Raw genomic sequence first — 23,757 nt, forward strand, 5'->3', positions numbered from 1 at the left:
AATCTCTATTTATATTTCATGCAAAAATAGTATAAATTATATAATGAGTAAGGTAAAATATTATTATGATTCTGAAACGCTTTCATATAGAAAGATTGAGCGTAAAAAACGACGTACTTTTAAGTACATAACTGTTTTTTTTAGTGCAGCAGCTTTGTTTGGTTTGTTTTTCCTTTTTATTGCTAGTAATTACTTTGAATCTCCTAAAGAAAAAGCTTTAAATAGAGAATTACAGAATTTAAAATTAAATTTTGATTTACTAAATAAAAAATTTGATGAAGCAGAAGCTGTTTTAGCAAACGTAGAAGATAGAGATAATAATATTTATAGACATTATTTTGAAGCAAACCCAATCCCTGAAGAACAACGCAAAGCAGGTTTTGGAGGAATCAATAGATACAAAAGCTTTGAAGGTTATGACAATTCTAAACTAATTATAGAAAGTAACAAACGTATTGATAGATTGCAAAAGCGAATTGTTGTACAATCTAAATCTCTAGACGAAATAGCAATTCTTGCTACAGAAAAAGAAAAACTTCTAGCTGCAATTCCTGCCATTCAACCTGTAAGAAATGAAGACTTAACACGTATGGCTTCTGGATATGGTATGCGAACAGATCCTTTTACCAAAGCTCGAAAAATGCATTGGGGGATGGATTTTACAGCTCCAAGAGGAACACCTATTTATGCTGCAGGAGATGGTGTTGTAGAACGTGCCGACAGCAATGCAGCAGGTTATGGAAAGCATATAAGAATTGATCATGGCTATGGATATGTTTCCTTATATGCACACATGTACAAATACAATGTTAGAAAAAATCAAAAAGTAAAACGTGGAGATTTAATTGGTTTTGTAGGCAGTACAGGAAGAAGTGAAGCACCGCATTTACACTACGAAGTTTTTAAAGACGAACAACGCATAAACCCTATAAACTTTTACTATGGCAGTTTAACTGCCGAAGAGTTTAATGAGTTATTAAAACATGCAAGTTTGGAAAATCAATCTCTAGATTAATGTTTATAGAACTACCCGAAAAACGATATTATGGTATTGGCGAAGTTGCCAAGGCTTTTGGTGTAAACACCTCATTAATTCGTTTCTGGGAAAAAGAATTTGATGTTTTAAAGCCAAAAAAAAATGCCAAAGGCAACAGAAAATTTACTCCAGAAGACATAAACAATCTAAAACTTATATATCATTTAGTAAAAGAAAGAGGATTTACTCTTGAAGGTGCCAAAACACACTTAAAAGAAGAAAAACAAAAAACACTAACTAATTTCGATATAATCAGTAAATTAGAAGGAATTAAAAATCAATTAACTAAAATAAAAGAACAACTTTAAAACGAACAATTATGAAAAAAGTACTTATTCCGTTAATAATATTAGGCTTAATTGCTTTTGCAATATTTAAATGGGGAGTTGGAATTAATAATGAAATTATTGAAAAAGAAGGTCTTGCTTTAGCGCAATGGGCAAATGTAGAAAGCTCTTACCAACGTAGAGCAGATTTAATTCCTAATCTAGTATCTACAGTAAAAGGATATGCAGATCATGAGAAAGAAACCTTAGAAGCTGTAATAAAAGCTAGAGCGGAAGCTACTAAACCAACTATTAATTTAGATGAAAGTGCGTTAACCCCTGAAAACATGGCTAAATTTCAACAAGCACAACAAGGATTAAGTGGTGCTTTATCAAGACTTTTAGTTTCTGTAGAACGCTACCCAGAATTAAAAGCAGACCAGAGCTTTTTAGAATTACAGAGTCAGTTAGAAGGAACAGAAAATAGAATCAATGTAGAGCGCAATAGATTTAATGAACTTGCAGGAGCTTATAATATTTTTATTCAAAAATTCCCTACAAATCTAGTTGCTGGATTTATAAACAAACAAGGACTAGGATTATTTAAATCTGCTCCAGGTAGTGAAAATGCACCAGAAGTAGATTTTAACTAAAAATCATGTCTAACAAAGTAGAAGACTTTTTAAGCACCATAGAAGAGCAAGAAGTTGTTGAAGCTATTCGTTTAGCCGAAAAAAACACCTCTGGAGAAATACGTGTACATATTGAAAACACTTTTAAAGGCGACATAGAAAATCGTGCTTTAGAAGTGTTTTCTATTTTAAAAATGCATAATACTAGATTACAAAATGGGGTTTTAATTTATGTTGCTGTACAAAACAAAGCATTTGCTATTTATGGAGATAAAGGCATTCATGATTTGGTAGGAGCAGACTTTTGGAACCATACCAAAACAACCATTGCTAATCATTTTAAATCTGGGAACTTTAAGCAAGGACTAGTAGATGGTATTTTACATGCAGGGGAACAATTAAAAAAACATTTCCCTATCGCTAATTTAGATTCGAATGAGCTCTCTAACGAAATTTCGAAAGGTTAAAAAAACATGAAGTATTTAGTTCGTTTTTTTCAGTTTACACATAGAAAATATAGTTTTCTTGCTTTATGCTTTGCATTATTCTCTTTTGGAAACATTGCTGCACAATATGATATACCTGAAACACCAGAATTTCAAACTAGTGTTTACGATTACATTAGCATGCTTTCCTCTAACGAAAAAACTGCTTTAGAAAATAAATTAATTAAATATTCAGACACTACATCGACACAAATAGTAGTTGGAATCATACCAACAACCAAAGGTGAAAACATCATGTATTTAGCCACACAATGGGCTCATAAATGGGGTATTGGTGGTAGCAAAGAAAAAGATAACGGTGTTTTTATTTTACTAGCTAGAGATGATAGAAAGATTGCCATTGCAACTGGTTATGGTGTTGAGCATTTATTAACAGATGCGATGTCTAAACGAATTATTGAAAGGGATATTATTCCTTATTTTAAACAAAACGATTACTACGGTGGTTTAAATAGAGGCGCCGATGCTATTTTTGAAATTTTAACTGGCGAATATCAAGGTTCAAGACAGTCTAGTTCTGGGGAATTCCCGATTGGTTTTTTTATACTCCTTTTTATCATCTTTATTATTGTTTTAATTTCTATTTCTAAAAATAGACCTAGAGGCGGTAATGGCACTGATCATTTTGGAGGAGGTAGTAATACCACTCGAGGTATTTTAGAAGCAATCATATTAAGCAACTCTGGTCGTGGAGGGTATAGAAGCGGTTCTGGTGGTTTTGGCGGTGGCTTTGGTGGCGGAAGTTCTGGAGGTGGCTTTGGTGGTGGCTTCGGAGGTGGCGGCTTTGGAGGTGGAGGCGCTTCTGGAGGATGGTAGCCCTGTGTTAAAACTTCGGACTAAGACTGTTATAAGTTCAGAAAAAAAATTATTTCTTAGAACCTGACCAATAATATATTTCTTCTTTATCGTCATATTTATACAACATCCCTTCTTTTGGCTTGCCTGCCGAAACAACTTTATATGTAATTTTACTATTCTCTTGATAAAGTTTATCACAATCAAATGTTTTATTTAAACATTTATTTTTGGCTTTAGTATTGCCAAAATAATTAACCCAAACCATTTCTTTTGGTATATCAAGCCCATCTAAATATTCTAAAATTATTTGTGCTTTTTTATTTGAAGCTTTCATATTTACACCTTCATTTTCATGAGAATCATGATGAACCTCAATTAAGACCACAAATTCTTTCTTGATAAGTTTTACAATTTTTTTATCTATTATTTTTTTATCTCTATTAGAAATCACTTCTGTTTTTGAAGTAATACTAATTGGTAACTTATTGTCTTTTAATAATAAATCACATGAAATTATTTTCCAATCTAAAATATCCTCTGCATGACATTTCACATAACATTTTCCTAACTGTGGATTTACTGGAAGTCCATTATTTTGAGACCAACAATTAATGGAATAGATAAAGAGAAAAAATGTAATAATTTTATACATAAAGAATAATTGAAAAATGTAAGTTACTAAAAAAAAGAACTGTTTATTTTTTAGTGAAACTTTAAAAACAAAAAAGACATAACATAGAAGATTTTTCTTTTATATTATGCCTATTCTTTAATAATTTATATTTTGTTATTTCTTTCGCATATAAACACTAACAGGAACCCCATGAAAATCAAACTTCTCACGTAATTTATTTTCTAAAAACCGTTTATAAGGTTCTTTCACGTATTGAGGTAAATTACAGAAAAAAGCAAACTGTGGTTGCGGAGTTGGCAACTGCATGATGTATTTAATCTTTACAAATTTCGCCTTAAGTGCTGGAGGAGGATAGTTTTCTATAATTGGCAACATTACTTCATTAAGCTCACTAGTTTTAATACGCTTGCTTCGGTTTTGATAGACCTCTACTGCCGTTTCTATAGCTTTAAAAATACGTTGCTTGTTTAATACCGAAATAAATACAATTGGTACATCTGTAAAAGGCTCCATCTGCTTTCTTATAGCGCGTTCAAACTCTTTAATAGTGTTATTTCCTTTATCTTCTACTAAATCCCATTTATTAACTAGAATAACAATACCTTTTCTATTACGTTCTGCTAACCAAAAAATATTTTGTACTTGACCGTCAAAACCACGAGTAGCATCTAAGACAACAAGACAAACATCACAGTGCTCAATGGCTCTAACACTTCGCATTACAGAATAAAACTCTAAATCTTCTTTAACTTTAGATTTTTTACGAATTCCAGCAGTATCTACTAGATTAAATTCGAATCCGAAACGATTGTATTTCGTATCAATAGAATCTCTAGTTGTCCCTGCAATATCGGTAACAATGTATCTATCTTCTCCTATTAATGCATTAATAAAGGACGATTTCCCAGCATTTGGACGACCAACTACAGCAAAACGAGGTAGTTCGTCTACTTCATCTTGTGTTTCTTCTACTTCTGGTAAAGCTTCAACAAGAGCATCTAATAAATCTCCTGTACCACTACCATTAATACTTGCAACAGTATAATATTCCCCTAAACCTAATGAATAAAACTCTACAGCATCTTCTGCACGTTTACCATTATCGACTTTATTTACTACTAAAAAAACTGGTTTGGTTACTTTACGAAGTAATTTAGCAACATCTTCATCCATTCCTGTTACTCCTGATTCTACATCTACCATAAAGATAATGGCATCTGCTTCAGAGATAGCTAATTCAACTTGCTTATCTATTTCTGTTTCAAAAATATCATCACTTCCCTTTACATATCCTCCTGTATCGATTAACGAAAATTCTTTTCCGTTCCAATCACTTTTCCCGTAATGTCTATCTCTTGTTACACCACTTACTGCATCTACAATGGCTTCTCTACGTTGAATTAAACGGTTAAAAAATGTTGACTTTCCAACATTTGGTCTTCCTACAATAGCTACTATATTACTCATAATTTTTTATTTTATCTGCATTACATATCCTGTAAGCGCCTGCAAAGGTAGTGTTTAGTTACAGAAAAAACTGTACATTGAAACATTAAAAATTTGTAAAATGTCATTAAGCAACGAAATAGTACTAAGACCTCGTTTTAAATTTGATGTAAAACTAGATAACGAATCACTATTAAACCATTTTGAAACTACTAAAAAAACACAAAAAGATTTTATAGTTTCTAGGATAGATGATCATGTATTTATTAAAATACCAAAAGCAAAACAACACTTTTGGTCTCCACAATTACATTTAGAAATAAATAAAAATGAAAACAATACCAACAGTACTATTTATGGTTTATTTGGACCAAACCCTACTGTTTGGACTATGTTTATGTTTTTTCACTTTATAGTTATAGGATTATTTTTTGGGTTTGGTGTTTGGGCTTACACCAACTGGTCCTTAGAAACCAATTATTCCCTACAATTAGCAGTAACTTTGTTTATGATTATTGTTTGGTTTGCGCTATATTTTGGCGGAAGAATTGGAAAAAAAACAGGAACAGCACAAATGTATGAACTTCATACTTTTATGCGAGATACACTAAGAAGTAAAGGCATACATGCCGAAACTAATTAATTATTATATCCAAAACGCTTTAGTTGCCTTTGATTGCTTCTCCAGTTTTTGTTTACCTTGACATAAAGTTCTAAGTGAATTTGCTTGCCAAAGAATTTTTCTAAATCTTTTCTAGCTTCTACACCTACTCGTTTTAAAGCAGTTCCTTTATGGCCAATTATAATTCCCTTTTGCGTTTCTCTTTCTACCATTATTACAGAACGTATACGAATGATTTTTTCTTCTTCAAAAAACTCTTCGGTATCTACCTCAACAGCATACGGAATTTCTTTTTTATAATGCATCAAGATTTTCTCTCTAATGTTTTCATTTATAAAAAAACGTTCTGGTTTATCTGTAAGTTGATCTTTTGGATAAAAGGCTGGAGATTCTGGGATTAAATCAATAATTCTATTAAAAACTTCTTTTACGTTGAAACCTTCTAAAGCGGAAATTGGAAAAATCTCTGCATTAGGAACATTTGCTTGCCACGTTTGTACTTGTTCTTCTAATTGTGCCTGATCGGATTTATCAATTTTATTAAGAAGTAATAAAACTGGTATTTTAGAATTAGTGATTTTTTTAAAAAAAGCTTCGTCTTTAAGTTCTTTTTCTCCAATTTCAACCATGTAGATCAACACATCTGCATCTTCGAAAGCAGATTTTACAAAATCCATCATAGAAGCTTGTAACTCATAAGCTGGTTTAATAATCCCTGGAGTATCAGATAAAACTACTTGAAAATCATCACCATTAACAATACCTAGAATTCTATGGCGTGTTGTTTGCGCTTTAGAAGTAATAATAGATAATTTCTCACCTACAAAGGCATTCATTAACGTAGATTTACCCACGTTTGGATTTCCAATAATATTTACAAAACCTGCTTTATGTTTCATTTTATTTCTTTTTAATAGATTGCAAAGTTACGACCTTGGTTTGTTTATTCCTCTATCATACATCACAATACTTCCAGCGACTGATACATTTAAGCTCAATTGGGATTTAAATTTAATTAAGAAGTGGCTTTTTTCTATGGCTTGTTTAGACAAACCATGATCTTCTGCACCTAGTAAATACACGCAACGTCTTGGGTGATGAAAAGTTTCTAAAGCTATAGCGGTGTCGTCTAATTCTACGCCAACTAATCTTGCCCCTTTTGGAATGTTGTTATAAAAATCTTCAAAAGTAGGATAGTGAAAATATGGCATAGCCTTTACTGCATTATGTGTATCGCAAGCTTGTTTGGCGTATCTATTTCCAATGGTAAAAATATAACTTGCTCCTAAGTTTTGAGCTGTACGCCAAAGCACTCCTAAGTTTTCGGGTGTTTTTCCGTTTTGAATTCCGATCCCGAAATATTCATTTTCAAAATTATCGACCATTTTACAAAAATATAATTTTATAAATATAGGAGAAGACTATCCTTTTAAATTAAAAATATTTTTCGCGATTTTTTCTTTTGTATTAGTATATCCTAGGTCAAAGATGGCATCCATACTCTTCATATTAAACGTACCAAAGCGAACAAGTTCTTCTGGAGAAATAACCAGATCACAGTCTGAAAATTTAGCTATGGAATGAGATTCTGCCATAATTTTATATGCTCTTTCTAACACCGAATACGAATGTTTTAGACTTCTTGCTTTAATTGGTTTTAGAGGGTTAACATACACTCCAATCATGGATTGACATATCCCTTTTAAAGGTTCTGTTGGAAAATTATTAAGTACTCCACCATCAATATAATGTGAATTTTCAATTTTTACAGGAGTAAAAACACCAGGAAAAGAAGCAGATGCTAAAATGGGTTTTATTAATTCTCCAGAACTAAAAATCTTTAATTTACCGGTTTCGATATTAGTAGCTGCTACAAAAAGCTTTTTTTTTAAACTACTAAAATTATCTTCTGGAAAACAACTATGAAATTCATCGGCAAGTTTTTCTGTATCAATAAAACCTGGTTTTTTAAAGGTAAATTTATTGGTTCTAAATATAGGAATGGTTTTAAAAAAATGAAGAATTTCCTGCCAAGTCAATCCGCCTGCATATAAAGAACCAACTATTGCGCCTGCACTTGTGCCAGAAATATGTGTAGGATATATTCCAGCTTCCTCTAAAGCTTTAATTGCTCCAATATGAGCAACTCCTCTAACTCCACCTCCCGACAAAACTAATCCTATATTCATTTTTTAGTTATTTTAATGATTTAGAGTTTTACATATTATTACTTATTTAGCAATCATTTGAAAGTTAATTAATCCGCCATCAATTTCTGCTTTGGTAAGCTTTCCGTTTTTATAATAATATATGTTTTCTTTTCCTTTAGAATTTATTTTCTTGTAAGTATGATTCCCCAAAGATTTAATAATATTCAAGGTTCCATCTTCTTCAGAAAAACAATGAGACACCCCTTTAGGTTCTTCAAAATACATTAATATCGTACTATAATCAATAGACGCATTAAATACTTTCGCTTTTTCATTTTCTATAATAGAATAATGATTCCCCAGCCATTTAGTGGTAGTTTCTGCATGTGTTTTGTTGTTTACGGTGATAATAACATCTGCTTTTTTTAAACTGTTATCATTAAAAACTACATTGTATTTATAGTCTACATTTATTTCGGTAATAAATCTAGTCTTTATGTTGGTTATACTCTTGTAATGAATTTCTGAATCTTTATTACTTCTAGATGCTTGAAGCTCTCCAACAACTTTATCCTTTAAAATAATATCAAAATTTAAAATGGTAGTTTTTGTATTTACTTCTGTCTTTGGAAATGAAAGAATATGGAAAAGTATAAAATACCAAATCATGATTTTTTTTTAATTAGTCTAAAATTACTACATTTTAAGAAAGAGAAAAAACTACGAATAGAATAAATTTTTAATTTACATATTTTTTTAAAACAAAAAAGCAGATTGTATTTAAGGTACAATCTACTTTTTTATTTGAATAAACACTGTTCTAAATGAAACAGAATTTGTTTTAGTTTCCTTTGTTATAGTCTTCTAAAAACTTAGCTAAGCCACTATCTGTTAAAGGGTGTTTTAACAATCCTGTAATAGAAGATAAAGGTCCTGTCATTACATCTGCTCCTAATTTTGCACAGTTAATAACATGCATTGTGTGACGAATTGATGCAGCTAAAATTTCAGTTCTAAATCCGTAGTTATCGTAAATCATTCTAATCTCATCGATAAGATTTAAACCATCTGTAGATATATCATCTAATCTTCCTAAGAATGGAGAAACATAAGTTGCACCAGCTTTGGCTGCTAATAAAGCTTGTCCTGCTGAAAAAACTAAGGTTACGTTTGTTTTTATTCCTTTATCTGAAAAATATTTACAAGCTTTTACACCATCTGCAATCATTGGAAGTTTTACAACTATTTGCGGATGTAATGCAGCTAAAGCTTCCCCTTCTTTCACCATACCATCAAAATCTGTAGATATAACTTCGGCAGAAACATCTCCTTCTACAAGTTCGCAAATCTTTTTGTAATGGTTTAAAATATTTTCTGCTCCAGTAATTCCTTCTTTAGCCATTAAAGACGGATTGGTTGTTACACCATCTAAAACTCCTAAATCTTGAGCTTCTTTAATTTGTTCTAGGTTTGCTGTGTCAATAAAAAATTTCATATCTATTCTTTTATACTGTTTGTAAATATTCTAATACTTGTTTGCTTACTTTCTCTCCGGTAAATCCAAATTTATCATCTAATACGGTAGCTGGTGCAGAATAGCCAAAGTGTTCTAAACCAAAAACTTTACCTGCATCACCAACTAAACCTTCTAAGTTTACTGGTAAACCTGCTGTTAAGCCAAACAATGGTTTGTTTTTAGGAATCACACTATTTTGATAGTCTTTAGATTGTAATCTAAAAACACCTTCAGATATTACAGAGGCTATATTTACTTTTAGATTATTTTCTTTCTCTAATATTTCAGCGGCAGCAACTAAGGTTGCAACTTCTGATCCGTTTGCGATTAAAACTACATCTGGGTTTGCTACTTCTTTTACTAAATAACCACCTTTTTCGGCAGCTAAAGCTTCGTTGTATCTTGAATCTCCTTGTGGCTCTACATCTTTAATTCCCTGTCTCGAAAGAATTAAACCAGTAGGTCTGCTTTTGTTTTCTAAAGCCATTTTCCAAGCAACACTAGTTTCTGCGGCATCTGCAGGGCGTAAAGCTAAGAAACTTGGGTCCCCACTATGGTTTTTCAGTTTTTCTAATAAACGTATTTGTGCTTCCTGCTCGATTGGTTGGTGAGTTGGTCCATCTTCACCTACTCTAAACGCATCATGTGTCCAAACGTATTTGACACCTAGTTCTTGTAATGCGCTTAAACGAATTGCAGGTTTCATATAATCGGAAAACACAAAAAATGTCGCAACAACAGGAATAACTCCTCCATGTAAAGCTAATCCGTTAGCAATACAAGCCATCGTTAACTCTGCAACTCCTGCTTGCAAGAAAGAACCTGTAAAGTCGCCTTTTTGTATAGCGTGTGTTTTTTTAAGGAAACCATCTGTTTTATCGGAGTTTGATAAATCTGCCGAGGAAACAATCATGTTCTCTACATTTTCGGCTAAATACCCTAATACTCCAGAGGAAGCTGCTCTTGTTGCTAAACCAGCTTTATGAGTTATTGAAGAAAAATCTAATTCTGGTAATTCACCAGATAAGAAAAAGTCTAATTTAGTTGCTAATGCTTCGTTTGCTTTTCTCCAACTAGCAATTTCTTCTTTCTTTTTGGCAGCTTGAGCCGTTTTTTCAGCTATAATATTTTTATAAAATGCTTGCACCTCTTCATAAATATCAAAAGGACTTTCTGGGTTTGCACCTAGGTTTAATAATGTTTTTTCGTAATCTGCACCGGTCTTACTAATTGGTTGTCCGTGAGAATCACAATGTCCTTCATATTTACTTCCATCGGCAGTAACACAACCTTTACCCATTATTGTTTTACCAATAATTAAAGTAGGTTTTTCTGTTTCGTTATTAGCTTCTGTTAAAGCTTTTCTAATCTCGTCATGATTATGACCATCGATAGTTATTACTTTCCATCCCCAAGCTTCATACTTCATGGCAGTATCTTCAGAAGTCACCTCATCTGTAGAAGTGGATAATTGAATATCATTAGAATCGAAAAACATAATAAAGTTATTCAAACCTAAATGACCAGCAATTCGACCAGCTCCTTGTGAAATTTCTTCTTGAATTCCTCCATCAGAAATAAAACCATATACTTTATGATTCATCCAATCTCCAGAACGTGCTTGTAAGTATTTTGCGGCAATTGCAGCTCCAACTCCCATAGTGTGTCCTTGACCTAGAGGTCCTGAAGTATTCTCTACACCTCTTGCAACATCTACTTCTGGGTGGCCAGGAGTAATAGAACCCCATTGTCTAAAGTTTGCTACATCCTCCTTTTTATAATTACCTAAAAGATAATATTGCGCATACATTAAAGTAGATAAATGACCAGCATCCATAAAAAAACGATCTCTAAACGGCCACGTCATATCTGATGGGTCGTAGTTAAAGAATTCGGAATACAGAATATGCATAAAATCTCCGCCTCCCATTGGCCCACCTGGATGTCCAGACTTGGCTTTTTCTACCATAGCTACAGCCAAGGCTCTTATGTTATCTGCTGCTTGTTGGTCAATTTGCTTGTTCATTTTTAATATTTTGATACGTTTAATAAACTTGTTTAATTTCTAATAAAAATTAGCATTACAAAGATGCTCATTATTTCATAAAATTAATAGTTAATCTAGGATAAATTATTAAGGTTATTACCGTTTTATAAACATCCTCTTTATTTATTAATAAATAGTAAAGAAAAGACTAGTTAAGCGTATTGAAATATTAAAAATGATTTGTTTTCCACTTATTCTCTATTTAGTAAACGAATTTGTTTTTCATCTTTTAAAATATTTTTAAAGATTTGAAACAATTGTGTTTTTAGATTTTTATAATCGATAAAAAATTCACTAATCACTTTTATAAGTTCTTTATGCTCTTTTTTATAACCTACTTCTTCTTTAGGTTGCTTAATATTATCGACTAAAACTTCTAAATCATTGGTATGCGTTCTAACAATATTTAAGAGTTCATTATTTCGTTTTTGAGATCTATTTAAAACGTCTACTATTTCTGTAGTATCTGCAAATTCTTCTTTATTTATAAGCTGTAAAGTATACGTTGTTACTAAATCGTCTAAAAATAATTGTTCATCTTTTATAAAGCTTAATTCGGAATACCATTTTTTAGATGCTTGGTGCATTTCGGATGCACTCATAAGTTCCAAATATTTGTTTTGCGTTTTTGTAGTTATCATAGCTATATATTTAAAAGTTTACATTTTATTTATTCTGGAATTACTAATAATGGTATTATAGGATGAGAACCTATATTTTTCACTACTGGTTCTTTAATAAGGTTTTCAATAAAACTATGCTGATAGTTTACTATTGCAAGTAAATCAATACTTAACTCTTCAATAAAATCATTAATTACTGTTGCTTTTTTAGCATAATTTGGCATCCAATGAAAACTGTGCTCAAAATCTTGTAAAAATCTATCCAACTGATTAAGGTTATACTGTTGTACTTTACTTAACTCTTTTCTTTCTTGAATATGAATTATTTTAATCGTAGCATTATATAACTGGGTTATTTCGCTTAAGGCTTCTAGTTCTGTATCTTTATAAAAACGATTATAATCTGTTGGAAAAGCAACTTTTTTTGGTTTTACAAAATCATACTCATCTGGCACAATCAAAACTGGGCAGGATTTTATATTTTTAAAAACAGATATGGTATTACTACCAAAGAAAATGGTGTCTTTATTAGATGCTCCTTTTGTTCCCATAACTACCAGACTAATTTGATATTCTTTAATCGTATTTAAAATAGCTGAAGTTAATTTTTCAGTACTTAAAACAATTTCAAAATCATGATTTTCGGTATCATTAGAAACCATAGCCAGCTCTTTTAAATCGAGTAACTTTTGCCATGCCTTCGTTTTTAGTTCTTCTAAAAAATGCCCAGTAACAAGGCTTCTTTGCGCTAAAGCCTCATTATTTATAGTATTAAAAAAATAAAAGGTACAAGATTCTTTTGCATATAATTTTAAGGCATAAACTATAGCACTCCAAGCATTATCAGAGAAATCTGTTGGTATTAATATATTCTTTTTCATTTTTAATATTTATAATTTTGAAGGAATAACTAAAAATGGAATATTAAGATGAAACCCTATTTGATTAATAGTTGATTTAAAGAATAAGTTTTCAAAAAAGGAGTGTTTATTATTTATCATTACTAGAAAATTAATTCTAGCTTTTCTTTGAAATTCATTTATAGCGTCTTCCACATTATTATTTTTCACATCATGAAATAAATGTGCTACATGTTTAAAATACAGTTCTAGCTTTTGTTTATTTATTTGTTGTTTTTCGGAAAGTGATTCTCCATAATTAACGTGTAAAACATTAACACGAGAGGTATATGCTGATGCCATCGCTACCAATGGAAGCATTTGTTTATCTTGAAAAGCTACCTCATAATCTGTTGGGAATAAAATTTCATGAAGTGGTTCAAACTCAAAATTACTAGGAATAGCTAAAACTGGCACTCTAATGCTTTTAAAAACATGAACCGTATTAGAGCCAAACAACACACCTTGCACATTGGAAGCTCCTTGCGTACCCATAACCACCAAATCTATATTTTCACGATTTACGATTTCTTTTATTTCTGGAATTAAATTATTGAAAGCAGAAATGGTTTCAATAGTATGTTTAGGGTTAGAAAATTTTTCATTAATTCTGGTCTTAATAGTAGCTAAACCTTTTAAAGAGCTTTCTTTGGCAGCATCAAACACACTGAATTGCGCATTGCTAACTTGCATATATTCCATTTGATAAATAACTGGAGTATATGTATTTAAAATGTAAAAGAAACATGTTTCATTTTTAAATAAGTGTAGTGCATATTGAATAGCATTCCATGCATTATTAGAAAAATCGGTTGGTAATAATATTCTTTTCATGGTGTTTATTTTTTTTAATATTCACGTCTTAAGTTTTGTAACACTAGCAATGGAACTTCAAGTTTTAAACTTATTTTATCTATAGTAGATTGAAATAATATATTCTCTAAATAAGAATGCTGTGTATTTACCATAATTAAAAAATCTATAGTATTATCGGAAACATACGTATTAATAGCGCTATCTATCTTTTTATTATCTGTAGTGTAATAGCTTATATTATTTTTACAAATAGTTTCTTCAATAAATGCTTTATTATCTTCCTGTCTGAAAGACAATTTGCCATTTTTAGATACATATAGCATGTCTATTTTTGTTCTAAACGGGGAAAGCAAATCACATATTAATTTTAACTCTCTTCTCTTATATGGAATTAAATAATTAGTTGGAAACAGCGCGTGTTTAGGTTGTTGATATTTATAATCTTCTGGAATCGCCAATATTGGGCATCGTACATATTTTAAAACCTGTAGTGTATTGCTTCCAAAGGTTATATTTCTTGTATTGCTCTTTCCTTTAGTTCCCATCACTACGAGGTCTATATTTTTACCATCTACGATTAAATCGGATTCGTCAAGCAAAGAGTTATAAGCAGATATCGTATAATAGGTAAATCTAGGATTTGGAGAAATTTCTTTAACAGTACGCAATAAGTCTGCTAAATTCTCTTCTGATTGCAACTTAACACGTTTCAAAATATCATTAAAATCTGTTCTACTTAATAAAGCTTCATGATTATATACCTCAGCTTGATATGCATGCATGAAGTAAAACTCTACTTTTTGATATTTAAAAAACTCTAATGCATAGGTAATAGCATTCATTGCATTATTGGAAAAATCGGTTGGAATCATTATTTTCATCATACCTAAAGTGTTTATTTTTAATACATTAAAATTAAAAAAGTAAACTAAAAAAAACTATGATAAATATCAGTAAACCAAGAAGAAAAGAGTTTCATAAAATAAAAAAAGCCAGATTTTTTAATCTGGCTTTTTCATGGATTAATAGCAAGTAATTTAATTCATGTAGTATAACATAAACCCCTTAAATTACACTATAAATATACTTTTATAAAAAATGAGAAACTATGACTAAAGTCATAGTTCCATTTTTTTTTTAAATTTCATGCATTACTAAAAAGGGAATATCTGTATGGTAACTAATTTCTTCAACTTTATTATGAAATAATATTTGCTGAAAATAATTAAGATTTTTAGCTACCATAGTTATTAAGTCTACATCTCTGCTTTCAATAAAGCACTGCACAGCATCTTCCACTTTTTTACTTGTTAAATAATGAAAACTATACTTGTAATTATTAAAATAATCTGCTAATAATTCTTTATTTTTTTCTTGATTAGTATTTAATTTTTCAGCCTCTGTTTTAATATGTATAATTCTTAATTGCGAAGTGGTTCTGTCTAAAATTTTGGAAAGCGGAAATAAGGTTTGCAGGTTATAATTTATAGAATAATCTGTAGGAAAAGCTATTTCTTCAATTTTATGATACTTTGCGTTTTCTGGCACAACTAAAGTGGTGCATTTTACTTTTGTTATTACATCTGCAGTATTACTCCCAACAATATATTTTTTAAGACCAGAAGCTCCTTTTGTTCCCATTACAATGGTATTTATTTTTTTTTCTTGAACTTGCTCTCTTATCGATTCAATAAAAAAATTATAATCTGAAACGGTATAAAACTTATGATTGGTATTATTAGGTATTTGATTAGCGATTTTTTTTAAAAGTGCTACCAACTTCTTTTTAGAAGGCTTAATATATTCGTCTTGTATCGTAGTCGAAGTAGCTATATATGAGGTATCATCCATAGCTATATTATTTAGTTTATTTACATGGAGCAAATAAAAATTACATATGGAATACTCGTAAAAATGCAAAGCATATTTAATAGCATTCCATGAATTCTCAGAAAAGTCTGTTGGTAATAAAATATTATACATTGGTATTCTACTTAAAAAAACAAAGTTAATTTTAACAGTCTTTTTAAAATATGACGAATATCACTTTGATACTATTTTTAAAAAATTAAACTATTTGTTCTAATTTTTCAATATCTAGAATCTTAATATTTCTACCTTCAATTTCAATTAAACCTTTCTTTTTAAAACTAGACAAGGTTCGTATTAGACTTTCGGTGGCAATACCAGCAGCACTAGACAAATCACTACGCGAAATTTTTATAGGCTGGTTAGGTTTGCAATTTAATTTTTCGGAAAATTTTAAAATGGTACTTGCTGTTTTTTTACTTACAGAGCTATACGCCATTTCCAATAATTGATCTTTAACTCCTTTTAAATCGTCTGTAAGCAACTGTATAAGTTCTAAAGTCACTTTATGATTAGTATTTAAAATACCTTTTAGTTGATCTTTAGAAACACCAACTAATTTAGTTTCTTTAATTGCTGCTGCAGATTCTTGATACACTATATTTTGAATAAACGAGGTGTAACCAAACAAGTCATCCTCTTTATACAAAGCAGTTGTAAGCTCTTTGCCTTGCTCGTCTAACTTATAACATTTTACGATACCTTGAATTACTAAAAATATATAATTGGAGTTTTGACCTTCTTTATAAATTATATCGCCTTGTAAAAAATGAAAAGGTTTTCCATTGTCATCAAAATAGTTTTTAAGATCGTTAAGTGTTCTTATTTCATCCTCTTCTTCTGTTTCTATTTCTGTATGCTCCTTATCTCTTATGTCTTTTAAAATAGATGCTCTAGCAATTCTACTTTCAATAGCACTAATAAGTTCATTTTCATCAAAAGGCTTTGTTATATAATCATCTGCACCAAGATCCATTCCTTTTCTTACATCTTTTCGTTCAGTTTTTGCAGATAGAAAAACAAACGGAATGTTTTGTGTATTTTCATTTTTAAACAAAGTTTCTAATACTCCATAACCATCTAATTCTGGCATCATGACATCACAAACTATAATATCTGGAAGCTCTTTAATTGCTGCTTCTACTCCCAACTTTCCATTTGCAGCTGTAACGACATTATAGTTAGAAAGCTCTAAAAGTTCGGCTGTGTTTTCTCTTAAAACAACATCATCTTCAATTAATAAAATTTTCTTCATTATTGGGCAATATTTGGAATTGTAATTATAAATGTGGATCCTTTATTTTCTTCACTTGTAAACGATATGGTTCCGCCTAAATTTTCAAAATGGGTTTTTATTATGTTTAGTCCAATTCCTGTTCCTTGTGTTAGCAATGCATTTTCTGCTCTAAAATAACGGTTAAATATATTTTTTTGGTCTTTTTCAGGAATTCCAATACCATTATCGATTATTTGAATGATTGTATTTTCTTTATCTTGATGAACAATTATTTTTACCGTTGAGTTTTCTGGTGAATATTTAATAGCATTATGCACTAGGTTTGACAAAGCTAATTCCATAATTTTCTCGTCTTGTGTTAACGAAATATGATCAATATTTTCTGGATAACTTATTTTTTGTCCAAATTTTAAAAGCATATTTGCATTGTAAACTACTTCGTCTACAACTTTACTTAATTTAAAAGTACTAAACTTATAATTTACATTACCTGTTTCTAATTTTTCAATAGATAAAAAATCATTTAATATATTATTTAGATAGTGCACTTTATTGGTAATTGTTTCAATATGCTTATCTCTCTTTGCTTGTTGTTCTTCTAATTTATACTTACTTAACAACATGGTGGATGTTAAAATACCGCTTAATGGTGTTTTAAACTCATGCGATACTAGCGATAAGAATTTTGTTTTGAGTTCGTTAAGTTCGATTTCCTTTTTAAGTGCATTTTTTATTTTGTTCTCTGCTTCAATTCGTTTTTTATTTTCTGCATCCAACTTAATATTGACGCCTTTTAATTCATCTATAGTAGCGCTTAATTCTTTGGTTCTTTGAAATACTTTCTCTTCCAGATCTTCATTTAACTGCTGTATTTCTAGTTCTTGTTGTTTACGTACAGAAATATCAATTACCAAAGCCATTATGTATCCTTCGCCATCCATTTTAAACGGATTTAATCCAGCCTCTACAGGAAAGCTGCTTCCATCTTTATGTGCTCCAAACAAATCTCGACCTCGTCCCATTGGTCTACTTTCCTTGTGTTTCATAAAACCATTAAAATGTGCTCCATGACCGGCATGATAATTTTTTGGAATAAGTACATTTAACGTTTGGTTTATAAGTTCGCCTTTTTTATAGCCAAACATGAGATCTGTTGAAGCGTTTGTAAAAACAATATTCTGTTTTTCATCTACAACAATTACACCTTCTGAAACGGCTTCAAAAAGTACATTAAAAATCTCCTGGTCTATTTTAAACATAAATAATTATAATGTTTTAATACTGCTTTAAAAATACAAAACTATATGTCCTAAACCACACTTATTTAATTCTAATAACTGATTAATATCATAATTTAATAGCTAACAGGTAATTATATTTATACTTAGGAAACACCTACAGTATGAAAAAAAAGCACAAAACAACTCTAAATTTCTATAAAAACTTAGGAAATCTATTTTACGCCATAGCTGCTGCAGATAAAAGTATCACGCCTTTAGAGGTGATAACTTTGAAAGAAATTATTAAATCGAAATGGCTAAAAACAGAGACTTTAAAAGATACATTTGGCACGGATAGCGCTTACCAAATCGAATTTATTTTCGATATACTGCATCGTGAAAACAATTTAGATGTAGAAAAATGCTACGCAGATTTTATAAACTATAAAAAGGCACAAAATCATTTTTTTTCTCCATCTGTTAATCAATTAATATTACAAACTGCTAATGCGATTGCCAATAGTTTTTCAGGAAAAAATAAATCCGAACTAATACTACTTGCGAAGCTTGAAATGGAATTAAGAAAGACAGATATATAATTATAAATAATAAGATCATGAAAAAAACAATATTACTATTCGCTCTATTACTGATCCCTCTTTTTGGGTTTACACAAACCTTAGAAAACATAGACTACATTTCAACATTTAAAGAAGACCTAGCAGCTATCAAAAAAGATAATCAATGGGCTTTTATAAATAAAGAAGGCTCCATTGTTATAGATTTTCGAGAAGATTTAACGGAAACAAAAACAGAAGCTGGCTCTTCTCCGGTTTTTAATAACGAAAGATGCTTAATCCAACAACAAAAAGATGGTATAAACTATTATGGATTTATTGATACATCTGGAAAAACTGTTATTGAACCTCAGTTTTTAAATGCTACTACCTTTTCCAATAATTATGCTATCGCATTAGAATTAGTTAAAGTAGATTTAGGTAAAAACAACCTGCTTAATAAGGACATCGTGAAATACAACTATTTTCAAGTAGTTATAGATTCTTCCGGAAAGGTTATAACTTATTTAACAGAAGCTACTCCTGTAGAATTATCGACTACAAATTTAAAGAAAGCACCAGTGATATCATCCAAGTTCCTTTCTGAAAAATTAGTAGCTGTTATGACAAAAAACAAACAATGGATTATAAAAAAAATAGACTAATACCAAATGAGATATTTATTTGCAATAGCCTTACTATTTTTTTGTTTCTCCTGCTCTAAAAAGGAGGGCAAAATCCTTCCTTCAGAACAAGATTTAACAGAGTCTGTTTACACTTCTGTCACTATACAACCAGATAGTTTATACCAAGCTTATGCCATTGTTGCAGGTATTTTAGAGAAGAATTTTGTTGAAGAAGGTGATAACATAAAAAAAGACGAAGCCATCTCTCAAATAATAAACAACACACCAGTTTTAAATACGCAAAACGCAAAGCTATCTTTAGATTTAGCAAAAGAAAATTACAACGGAAACGCTGCTATTTTATTTGGAATTAAAGAGGAAATAGAAGCTGCTATTCTGAAGTATAAAAACGATTCGATTACCTTTTTCAGACAACAAAATCTTTGGAAACAAAACATTGGATCTAAAGCTGAATTTGACACAAAACAATTAAACCACCAACTGTCTAAAAACAATTTAGCTGTACTTAAAAACAAATACAACCAAACTAAAAACCACTTAAACATAAGTGTTAAGCAAGCACAAAACAACTACCAAACCGCATTAATTAGCACGAAAGATTTCACTGTAAGAAGTGCTATTCATGGCAAAGTTTATGCCCTCTATAAAGAACCTGGAGAATTAGTGAATACCATGGAACCTGTTGCTTCTATTGGAAGTGCTTCTACCTTTATCATTGAAATGTTGGTAGATGAAGTAGATATCGTTAAAATTATAAAAAACCAAGATGTTTTAGTAACGTTGGATGCTTATACAGGTAAAGTATTACAAGGCAAAGTCTCAAAAATATATCCTAAAAAAGATGCGAGAAATCAAACTTTTAAAGTGGAAGCCCTATTTATAAAACCCCCAAAAGTACTGTACCCAGGACTTTCTGGCGAAGCAAATATTATAATATCTAAAAAGAAAAAGATTTTAACGGTTCCAAAAAGTTACATCACAGATAACAACCAAGTAAACACAGATGATGGTTTAGTGCCTATTACAACAGGTTTAGAAAATATGGAATTCTCGGAAGTCTTAAGTGGGATTACCAAAGACACCTATATATATAAACCAGAATAATGGTAAACTGGACCGTCATATTAGACATTGCAAAAAAGCAACTAATAACCAAATTTAAGTCTACTGCTATTGCTGCTTTAGGTGTTACTTTTGGTATTGGCGCTTACATTACTTTAGTTAGCTTTATGACAGGTTTAAATAATATGCTAGACGATTTAATTTTAAACCAAACCCCTCACATTCATATTTATAACGAAATTGAACCTTCAAAAAAACAACCCGTAGATGGCTATGATGCGTTTAAAAACAGCTTTAATGTGGTGCATTCCATTAAACCTAAATTAAGTCAAAAAAAAATTCATAACGCTTCACCAATTATTCATTTTTTAAATAAAAACAAAGAAGTAAAAGGTGCCATTCCTCAAGTAAAAATGCAAATATTTTACATAGCTGGATCTATTGAAATTGCAGGTAATCTAACAGGAATACAACCAGTTGAAGAAGCGAGACTATTTAATTTTAGAGATTATATTATTGCGGGTTCTCCCGAAAAACTTAAAAACACAGAAAACGGCATATTATTAGGCTCTGGTATTGCAAAAAAAATGGCATTATCTGTTGGTGACAGAGTTCAAATAAGCACGATAAAAGGAGATATATTTCCTTTAAAAATTGTAGGATTTTATCAAAGTGGCATTTCCGATATAGATGCCATTCAAAGTTTTGTAAACTTAAAAACTGTACAACGTATTTTAGGAGAAGCACAAAATTACATCACAGATATTAATGTAAAGCTTTATGATATCGAAAAAGCACTACTCTTATCTCAAAAAACAGAGCAACAATTTAATGTAACTGCAATAGATATTAAAACTGCTAATGCACAATTTGAAACAGGAACAAATGTTAGAAACCTTATTACTTACGCCGTATCTATAGCCTTATTAATCGTCGCTGGTTTTGGTGTTTATAATATTTTAAGCATGCTTATTTATGAAAAGATGAATGATATTGCTATCTTAAAAGCAATCGGCTTTTCGGGGAATGATGTGCAGTACATTTTTATGAGTCAAGCATTGATAATTGGTATCATAGGTGGTATTCTAGGACTATTAATAGGCTTAATATTCACGAATATAATTAGCACTATTCCGTTTAAAACAGATGCATTAGCAAAAGTAGATACCTATCCTATTGATTTTAATGTTTGGTATTATATAATAGGTTTCTCCTTTGCAATCATCTCTACCTTTTTTGCAGGTTATTTACCATCGCTTAAAGCTAAAAAAATAGATCCAGTAAAAATAATAAGAGGACAATAATGGAAACAGTTCTAGAAGCAAAAAACATAAATAAATACTTTAAAAAACCTGTACTTTTTCATGTGCTTAAGGATATTAATTTTAAAATTAATAAAGGCGAATTCGTTTCCATAATGGGTAAATCTGGTTGTGGAAAATCTACCTTACTCTACATCCTATCTACTATGGACACAGAATACGAAGGAGAATTAAATTTGAATAACGATTTAATAACCGGAGAAAGCAGACAAAAACTAACGTTTATTAGAAATAAACATATAGGCTTTGTATTTCAGTTTCATTATTTGCTTTCCGAGTTTACAGTTTTAGAAAACGTGATGCTTCCTGCTAAAAAACTAGGCGAAAAAAGTATTAAAGAAATTGAAAAAGACGCACTTGAAAAACTTAAAATATTAAACATCGAACATTTAGCACATAAGCGAGCATCTCAAGTCTCTGGAGGAGAAAAACAACGTGTTGCAATTGCTAGAGCGCTTATAAATAACCCATTAATTATTATGGGAGATGAACCTACCGGAAACTTAGATAGCCATAATGCAGATAATGTCTTTAATATATTTAAAAAATTGAGCGTAGAGGATAACCTATCCTTATTAATTGTCACACATGACGAAGATTTCGCTAATCGTACCGATCGTATTATTACTATGGAAGATGGTAGAATAATTAGCTAATAATTAACACCTTAAACTGATTTTAATCATATTATTCTTATAATTTTATTAGTAATTTTATAGGTATTAAACAGGTTTAGGCATGAAAACAGAACAGGAGTTATTAACGCAAATTACAGAGCTAACCTATAACATTGAGACTAACTATCCAGAGTTATATACGTTTTTAATGGAAGATCCAAGTACGATTCCCTCCATAGAACACCCAGATATAAACCCTACGGTTTTGCAAGATTACTTAAATACGTTAAAGCAAAAGTTAAAACACCATATTGAAAATCATAAAACGAAATAAATGGCATTTATAGATTATTATAAAGCTTTAGGAGTTTCTAAAACAGCATCTGAAAAAGACATAAAAAAAGCCTACAGAAAATTGGCTCGCAAACATCATCCCGATTTAAACCCGAATGATAAAGAAGCGGAAAAAAAGTTTAAAGAAATCAATGAGGCTAATGAAGTATTGAGTAATCCTGAAAATCGCAAAAAATACGATCAGTATGGAGAGCATTGGCAAAACTCGGAAGCCTACGAACAAGCAAAACAACAGCAAAGCAGACAGCAACGGGCGTACCAAGGGCAAGCAGGAGGTTCTGGCGGTTATAGTGAAAGAGATTTCGAAGATATTTTTGGCAATATGTTTGGCGGGCAAGCTTCAGGAAGAAGAGGTTCAGGGAATTCTAGATTTAGAGGACAAGATTTTAATGCAGAACTTCAGTTAGATCTTAAAGATGTTTATGAAGAGCACAAGCGTACGCTTACTGTAAATAATAAAAACATACGAATTACTATTCCTGCTGGAGTAGAAAACGGGCAAACCATTAAGATTAAAGGGCATGGTGGAAAAGGAGTTAATGGTGGACCAAATGGTGATTTATTAATTCAGTTTTCCATTCATAATCACACAAAATTCAAAAGAAATAAAGACAACCTTTACACTACTGTAAATTTAGATTTATATACCGCAATGCTTGGTGGCGATTTGATGGTGGATACGTTTACTAGCAAAGTTAAATTAACAATTAAACCAGAGACGCAAAACGGAACGAAAGTGAAGTTGAAAGGAAAAGGATTTCCGAAATACAAAAAAGCAGGACAATTTGGCGATTTATATATTACATATCAACTAAAAACACCTACAAAGCTTACGGATAAAGAGAAAGAGTTATTTACAGAACTTCAAAAACTAAGATAAT

At 30.8% G+C, this 23,757-nt stretch carries 28 protein-coding genes; 13 read left to right on the forward strand and 15 right to left on the reverse strand.

What is annotated here, in order from left to right:
* The first annotated feature begins 43 nt into the window (after positions 1–43).
* Genes Q4512_RS04240 through Q4512_RS04260 form a run of 5 tightly spaced genes read left to right on the forward strand, consistent with a single transcriptional unit; the run spans position 44 to position 3,256 of the window.
* Positions 44–1,015 (forward strand): M23 family metallopeptidase, encoded by a 972-nt coding sequence (locus Q4512_RS04240; protein WP_303421929.1) that lies wholly within the window; start codon positions 44–46, stop codon positions 1,013–1,015.
* On the forward strand, positions 1,015–1,344 hold the full coding sequence (locus Q4512_RS04245) for a MerR family transcriptional regulator (RefSeq protein ID WP_303421931.1): 330 nt from the start codon (positions 1,015–1,017) through the stop codon (positions 1,342–1,344). Before Q4512_RS04240 ends, Q4512_RS04245 begins: the two co-directional genes overlap by 1 nt.
* Before the next feature lie 11 nt (positions 1,345–1,355).
* Positions 1,356–1,955 carry a LemA family protein gene (locus Q4512_RS04250; RefSeq protein ID WP_303421933.1) on the forward strand — a complete coding sequence of 200 codons (600 nt, stop codon included), beginning with the start codon at positions 1,356–1,358 and terminating at the stop codon, positions 1,953–1,955.
* 5 nt (positions 1,956–1,960) lie between these two features.
* A complete protein-coding gene (locus Q4512_RS04255) occupies positions 1,961–2,401 on the forward strand; it encodes a TPM domain-containing protein (RefSeq protein WP_303421935.1) in 441 nt (146 codons plus the stop codon).
* Between the two features lie 6 nt (positions 2,402–2,407).
* Complete coding sequence (locus Q4512_RS04260; RefSeq protein ID WP_303421936.1) at positions 2,408–3,256, forward strand: YgcG family protein; 849 nt, start codon at positions 2,408–2,410, stop codon at positions 3,254–3,256.
* Between the two features lie 49 nt (positions 3,257–3,305).
* Here Q4512_RS04260 and Q4512_RS04265 read toward each other — a convergent pair whose 3' ends face one another.
* The gene (locus tag Q4512_RS04265; RefSeq protein WP_303421938.1) at positions 3,306–3,890 is read right to left on the reverse strand and encodes an OmpA family protein; all 585 of its coding nucleotides are present in this window, start codon (positions 3,888–3,890) and stop codon (positions 3,306–3,308) included.
* Between the two features lie 135 nt (positions 3,891–4,025).
* On the reverse strand, positions 4,026–5,339 hold the full coding sequence (gene der, locus Q4512_RS04270) for a ribosome biogenesis GTPase Der (RefSeq protein WP_303421940.1): 1,314 nt from the start codon (positions 5,337–5,339) through the stop codon (positions 4,026–4,028).
* 100 nt (positions 5,340–5,439) lie between these two features.
* On the opposite strand from der, the gene Q4512_RS04275 reads away from it, so the two are divergent.
* Positions 5,440–5,961, forward strand: coding sequence for a GTP-binding protein (locus tag Q4512_RS04275; RefSeq protein ID WP_303421942.1), 522 nt, complete (start codon positions 5,440–5,442; stop codon positions 5,959–5,961).
* Here Q4512_RS04275 and era read toward each other — a convergent pair.
* The 13 genes from era to Q4512_RS04340 all read right to left on the reverse strand — a co-directional run bounded on the left by era (position 5,958) and on the right by Q4512_RS04340 (position 18,356).
* Positions 5,958–6,839 carry a GTPase Era gene (gene era, locus Q4512_RS04280; protein WP_303421944.1) on the reverse strand — a complete coding sequence of 294 codons (882 nt, stop codon included), beginning with the start codon at positions 6,837–6,839 and terminating at the stop codon, positions 5,958–5,960. The genes Q4512_RS04275 and era overlap by 4 nt on opposite strands.
* 27 nt (positions 6,840–6,866) lie before the next feature.
* Positions 6,867–7,325, reverse strand: coding sequence for an RNA methyltransferase (locus Q4512_RS04285; protein WP_303421946.1), 459 nt, complete (start codon positions 7,323–7,325; stop codon positions 6,867–6,869).
* Between the two features lie 36 nt (positions 7,326–7,361).
* On the reverse strand, positions 7,362–8,129 hold the full coding sequence (locus Q4512_RS04290) for a patatin-like phospholipase family protein (RefSeq protein ID WP_303421948.1): 768 nt from the start codon (positions 8,127–8,129) through the stop codon (positions 7,362–7,364).
* 42 nt (positions 8,130–8,171) lie between these two features.
* Positions 8,172–8,759 (reverse strand): DUF6134 family protein, encoded by a 588-nt coding sequence (locus tag Q4512_RS04295; protein ID WP_303421951.1) that lies wholly within the window; start codon positions 8,757–8,759, stop codon positions 8,172–8,174.
* Between the two features lie 172 nt (positions 8,760–8,931).
* The gene (gene fsa, locus Q4512_RS04300) at positions 8,932–9,585 is read right to left on the reverse strand and encodes a fructose-6-phosphate aldolase (protein WP_303421953.1); all 654 of its coding nucleotides are present in this window, start codon (positions 9,583–9,585) and stop codon (positions 8,932–8,934) included.
* Positions 9,586–9,595: 10 nt separating this feature from the next.
* Complete coding sequence (locus Q4512_RS04305; RefSeq protein WP_303421955.1) at positions 9,596–11,632, reverse strand: transketolase; 2,037 nt, start codon at positions 11,630–11,632, stop codon at positions 9,596–9,598.
* A 212-nt stretch (positions 11,633–11,844) separates the two neighbouring features.
* Complete coding sequence (locus tag Q4512_RS04310; RefSeq protein ID WP_303421957.1) at positions 11,845–12,294, reverse strand: hypothetical protein; 450 nt, start codon at positions 12,292–12,294, stop codon at positions 11,845–11,847.
* Positions 12,295–12,323: 29 nt separating this feature from the next.
* Positions 12,324–13,157 (reverse strand): universal stress protein, encoded by an 834-nt coding sequence (locus Q4512_RS04315; RefSeq protein WP_303421959.1) that lies wholly within the window; start codon positions 13,155–13,157, stop codon positions 12,324–12,326.
* Between the two features lie 9 nt (positions 13,158–13,166).
* The gene (locus Q4512_RS04320; RefSeq protein WP_303421961.1) at positions 13,167–14,009 is read right to left on the reverse strand and encodes a universal stress protein; all 843 of its coding nucleotides are present in this window, start codon (positions 14,007–14,009) and stop codon (positions 13,167–13,169) included.
* A 14-nt stretch (positions 14,010–14,023) separates the two neighbouring features.
* Positions 14,024–14,875 (reverse strand): universal stress protein, encoded by an 852-nt coding sequence (locus Q4512_RS04325; RefSeq protein ID WP_303421963.1) that lies wholly within the window; start codon positions 14,873–14,875, stop codon positions 14,024–14,026.
* A gap of 253 nt (positions 14,876–15,128) precedes the next feature.
* A complete protein-coding gene (locus Q4512_RS04330) occupies positions 15,129–15,974 on the reverse strand; it encodes a universal stress protein (protein WP_303421965.1) in 846 nt (281 codons plus the stop codon).
* Positions 15,975–16,059: 85 nt separating this feature from the next.
* A complete protein-coding gene (locus Q4512_RS04335) occupies positions 16,060–17,115 on the reverse strand; it encodes a response regulator (RefSeq protein ID WP_303421967.1) in 1,056 nt (351 codons plus the stop codon).
* A complete protein-coding gene (locus Q4512_RS04340) occupies positions 17,115–18,356 on the reverse strand; it encodes a PAS domain-containing sensor histidine kinase (protein WP_303421969.1) in 1,242 nt (413 codons plus the stop codon). Before Q4512_RS04340 ends, Q4512_RS04335 begins: the two co-directional genes overlap by 1 nt.
* Positions 18,357–18,499: 143 nt before the next feature.
* Between Q4512_RS04340 and Q4512_RS04345 the strand changes: the two genes are divergently transcribed.
* From Q4512_RS04345 to Q4512_RS04375, 7 genes are all read left to right on the forward strand, one after another.
* Entirely contained in the window at positions 18,500–18,916 is a 417-nt protein-coding gene (locus Q4512_RS04345) for a hypothetical protein (RefSeq protein WP_303421972.1), read from the forward strand.
* A gap of 17 nt (positions 18,917–18,933) precedes the next feature.
* Positions 18,934–19,539 (forward strand): WG repeat-containing protein, encoded by a 606-nt coding sequence (locus Q4512_RS04350; RefSeq protein WP_303421974.1) that lies wholly within the window; start codon positions 18,934–18,936, stop codon positions 19,537–19,539.
* 6 nt (positions 19,540–19,545) lie between these two features.
* On the forward strand, positions 19,546–20,625 hold the full coding sequence (locus Q4512_RS04355) for an efflux RND transporter periplasmic adaptor subunit (protein WP_303421977.1): 1,080 nt from the start codon (positions 19,546–19,548) through the stop codon (positions 20,623–20,625).
* Positions 20,625–21,887 carry an FtsX-like permease family protein gene (locus Q4512_RS04360; RefSeq protein ID WP_303421979.1) on the forward strand — a complete coding sequence of 421 codons (1,263 nt, stop codon included), beginning with the start codon at positions 20,625–20,627 and terminating at the stop codon, positions 21,885–21,887. Before Q4512_RS04355 ends, Q4512_RS04360 begins: the two co-directional genes overlap by 1 nt.
* Positions 21,887–22,561: an ABC transporter ATP-binding protein gene (locus Q4512_RS04365; RefSeq protein ID WP_303421981.1), complete on the forward strand. Its 675-nt coding sequence runs from the start codon at positions 21,887–21,889 to the stop codon at positions 22,559–22,561. The genes Q4512_RS04360 and Q4512_RS04365 overlap by 1 nt, the downstream gene beginning before the upstream one ends.
* Positions 22,562–22,643: 82 nt before the next feature.
* Complete coding sequence (locus tag Q4512_RS04370) at positions 22,644–22,856, forward strand: hypothetical protein (RefSeq protein WP_303421985.1); 213 nt, start codon at positions 22,644–22,646, stop codon at positions 22,854–22,856.
* On the forward strand, positions 22,857–23,756 hold the full coding sequence (locus tag Q4512_RS04375) for a J domain-containing protein (RefSeq protein WP_303421987.1): 900 nt from the start codon (positions 22,857–22,859) through the stop codon (positions 23,754–23,756). It begins immediately after the preceding gene.
* Position 23,757 lies beyond the last annotated feature (1 nt).

Origin of the sequence: Oceanihabitans sp. 2_MG-2023 (assembly GCF_030547245.1) — a bacterium.
Classification (GTDB): Bacteria; Bacteroidota; Bacteroidia; order Flavobacteriales; family Flavobacteriaceae; genus Oceanihabitans.

Coding starts and splice junctions, on each gene's coding strand:
- Q4512_RS04295 (WP_303421951.1), bottom strand. CDS start 8,759: ATGATTTGGTATTTTATACTTTTCCATATTCTTTCATTTCCAAAGACA.
- Q4512_RS04255 (WP_303421935.1), top strand. CDS start 1,961: ATGTCTAACAAAGTAGAAGACTTTTTAAGCACCATAGAAGAGCAAGAA.
- Q4512_RS04305 (WP_303421955.1), bottom strand. CDS start 11,632: ATGAACAAGCAAATTGACCAACAAGCAGCAGATAACATAAGAGCCTTG.
- Q4512_RS04330 (WP_303421965.1), bottom strand. CDS start 15,974: ATGTATAATATTTTATTACCAACAGACTTTTCTGAGAATTCATGGAAT.
- Q4512_RS04320 (WP_303421961.1), bottom strand. CDS start 14,009: ATGAAAAGAATATTATTACCAACCGATTTTTCTAATAATGCATGGAAT.
- Q4512_RS04350 (WP_303421974.1), top strand. CDS start 18,934: ATGAAAAAAACAATATTACTATTCGCTCTATTACTGATCCCTCTTTTT.
- Q4512_RS04365 (WP_303421981.1), top strand. CDS start 21,887: ATGGAAACAGTTCTAGAAGCAAAAAACATAAATAAATACTTTAAAAAA.
- Q4512_RS04265 (WP_303421938.1), bottom strand. CDS start 3,890: ATGTATAAAATTATTACATTTTTTCTCTTTATCTATTCCATTAATTGT.
- Q4512_RS04370 (WP_303421985.1), top strand. CDS start 22,644: ATGAAAACAGAACAGGAGTTATTAACGCAAATTACAGAGCTAACCTAT.
- Q4512_RS04275 (WP_303421942.1), top strand. CDS start 5,440: ATGTCATTAAGCAACGAAATAGTACTAAGACCTCGTTTTAAATTTGAT.
- Q4512_RS04375 (WP_303421987.1), top strand. CDS start 22,857: ATGGCATTTATAGATTATTATAAAGCTTTAGGAGTTTCTAAAACAGCA.
- Q4512_RS04285 (WP_303421946.1), bottom strand. CDS start 7,325: ATGGTCGATAATTTTGAAAATGAATATTTCGGGATCGGAATTCAAAAC.
- era (WP_303421944.1), bottom strand. CDS start 6,839: ATGAAACATAAAGCAGGTTTTGTAAATATTATTGGAAATCCAAACGTG.
- Q4512_RS04310 (WP_303421957.1), bottom strand. CDS start 12,294: ATGATAACTACAAAAACGCAAAACAAATATTTGGAACTTATGAGTGCA.
- Q4512_RS04245 (WP_303421931.1), top strand. CDS start 1,015: ATGTTTATAGAACTACCCGAAAAACGATATTATGGTATTGGCGAAGTT.
- Q4512_RS04290 (WP_303421948.1), bottom strand. CDS start 8,129: ATGAATATAGGATTAGTTTTGTCGGGAGGTGGAGTTAGAGGAGTTGCT.
- der (WP_303421940.1), bottom strand. CDS start 5,339: ATGAGTAATATAGTAGCTATTGTAGGAAGACCAAATGTTGGAAAGTCA.
- Q4512_RS04240 (WP_303421929.1), top strand. CDS start 44: ATGAGTAAGGTAAAATATTATTATGATTCTGAAACGCTTTCATATAGA.
- Q4512_RS04325 (WP_303421963.1), bottom strand. CDS start 14,875: ATGATGAAAATAATGATTCCAACCGATTTTTCCAATAATGCAATGAAT.
- Q4512_RS04355 (WP_303421977.1), top strand. CDS start 19,546: ATGAGATATTTATTTGCAATAGCCTTACTATTTTTTTGTTTCTCCTGC.
- Q4512_RS04360 (WP_303421979.1), top strand. CDS start 20,625: ATGGTAAACTGGACCGTCATATTAGACATTGCAAAAAAGCAACTAATA.
- Q4512_RS04345 (WP_303421972.1), top strand. CDS start 18,500: ATGAAAAAAAAGCACAAAACAACTCTAAATTTCTATAAAAACTTAGGA.
- Q4512_RS04340 (WP_303421969.1), bottom strand. CDS start 18,356: ATGTTTAAAATAGACCAGGAGATTTTTAATGTACTTTTTGAAGCCGTT.
- Q4512_RS04335 (WP_303421967.1), bottom strand. CDS start 17,115: ATGAAGAAAATTTTATTAATTGAAGATGATGTTGTTTTAAGAGAAAAC.
- fsa (WP_303421953.1), bottom strand. CDS start 9,585: ATGAAATTTTTTATTGACACAGCAAACCTAGAACAAATTAAAGAAGCT.
- Q4512_RS04260 (WP_303421936.1), top strand. CDS start 2,408: ATGAAGTATTTAGTTCGTTTTTTTCAGTTTACACATAGAAAATATAGT.
- Q4512_RS04250 (WP_303421933.1), top strand. CDS start 1,356: ATGAAAAAAGTACTTATTCCGTTAATAATATTAGGCTTAATTGCTTTT.
- Q4512_RS04315 (WP_303421959.1), bottom strand. CDS start 13,157: ATGAAAAAGAATATATTAATACCAACAGATTTCTCTGATAATGCTTGG.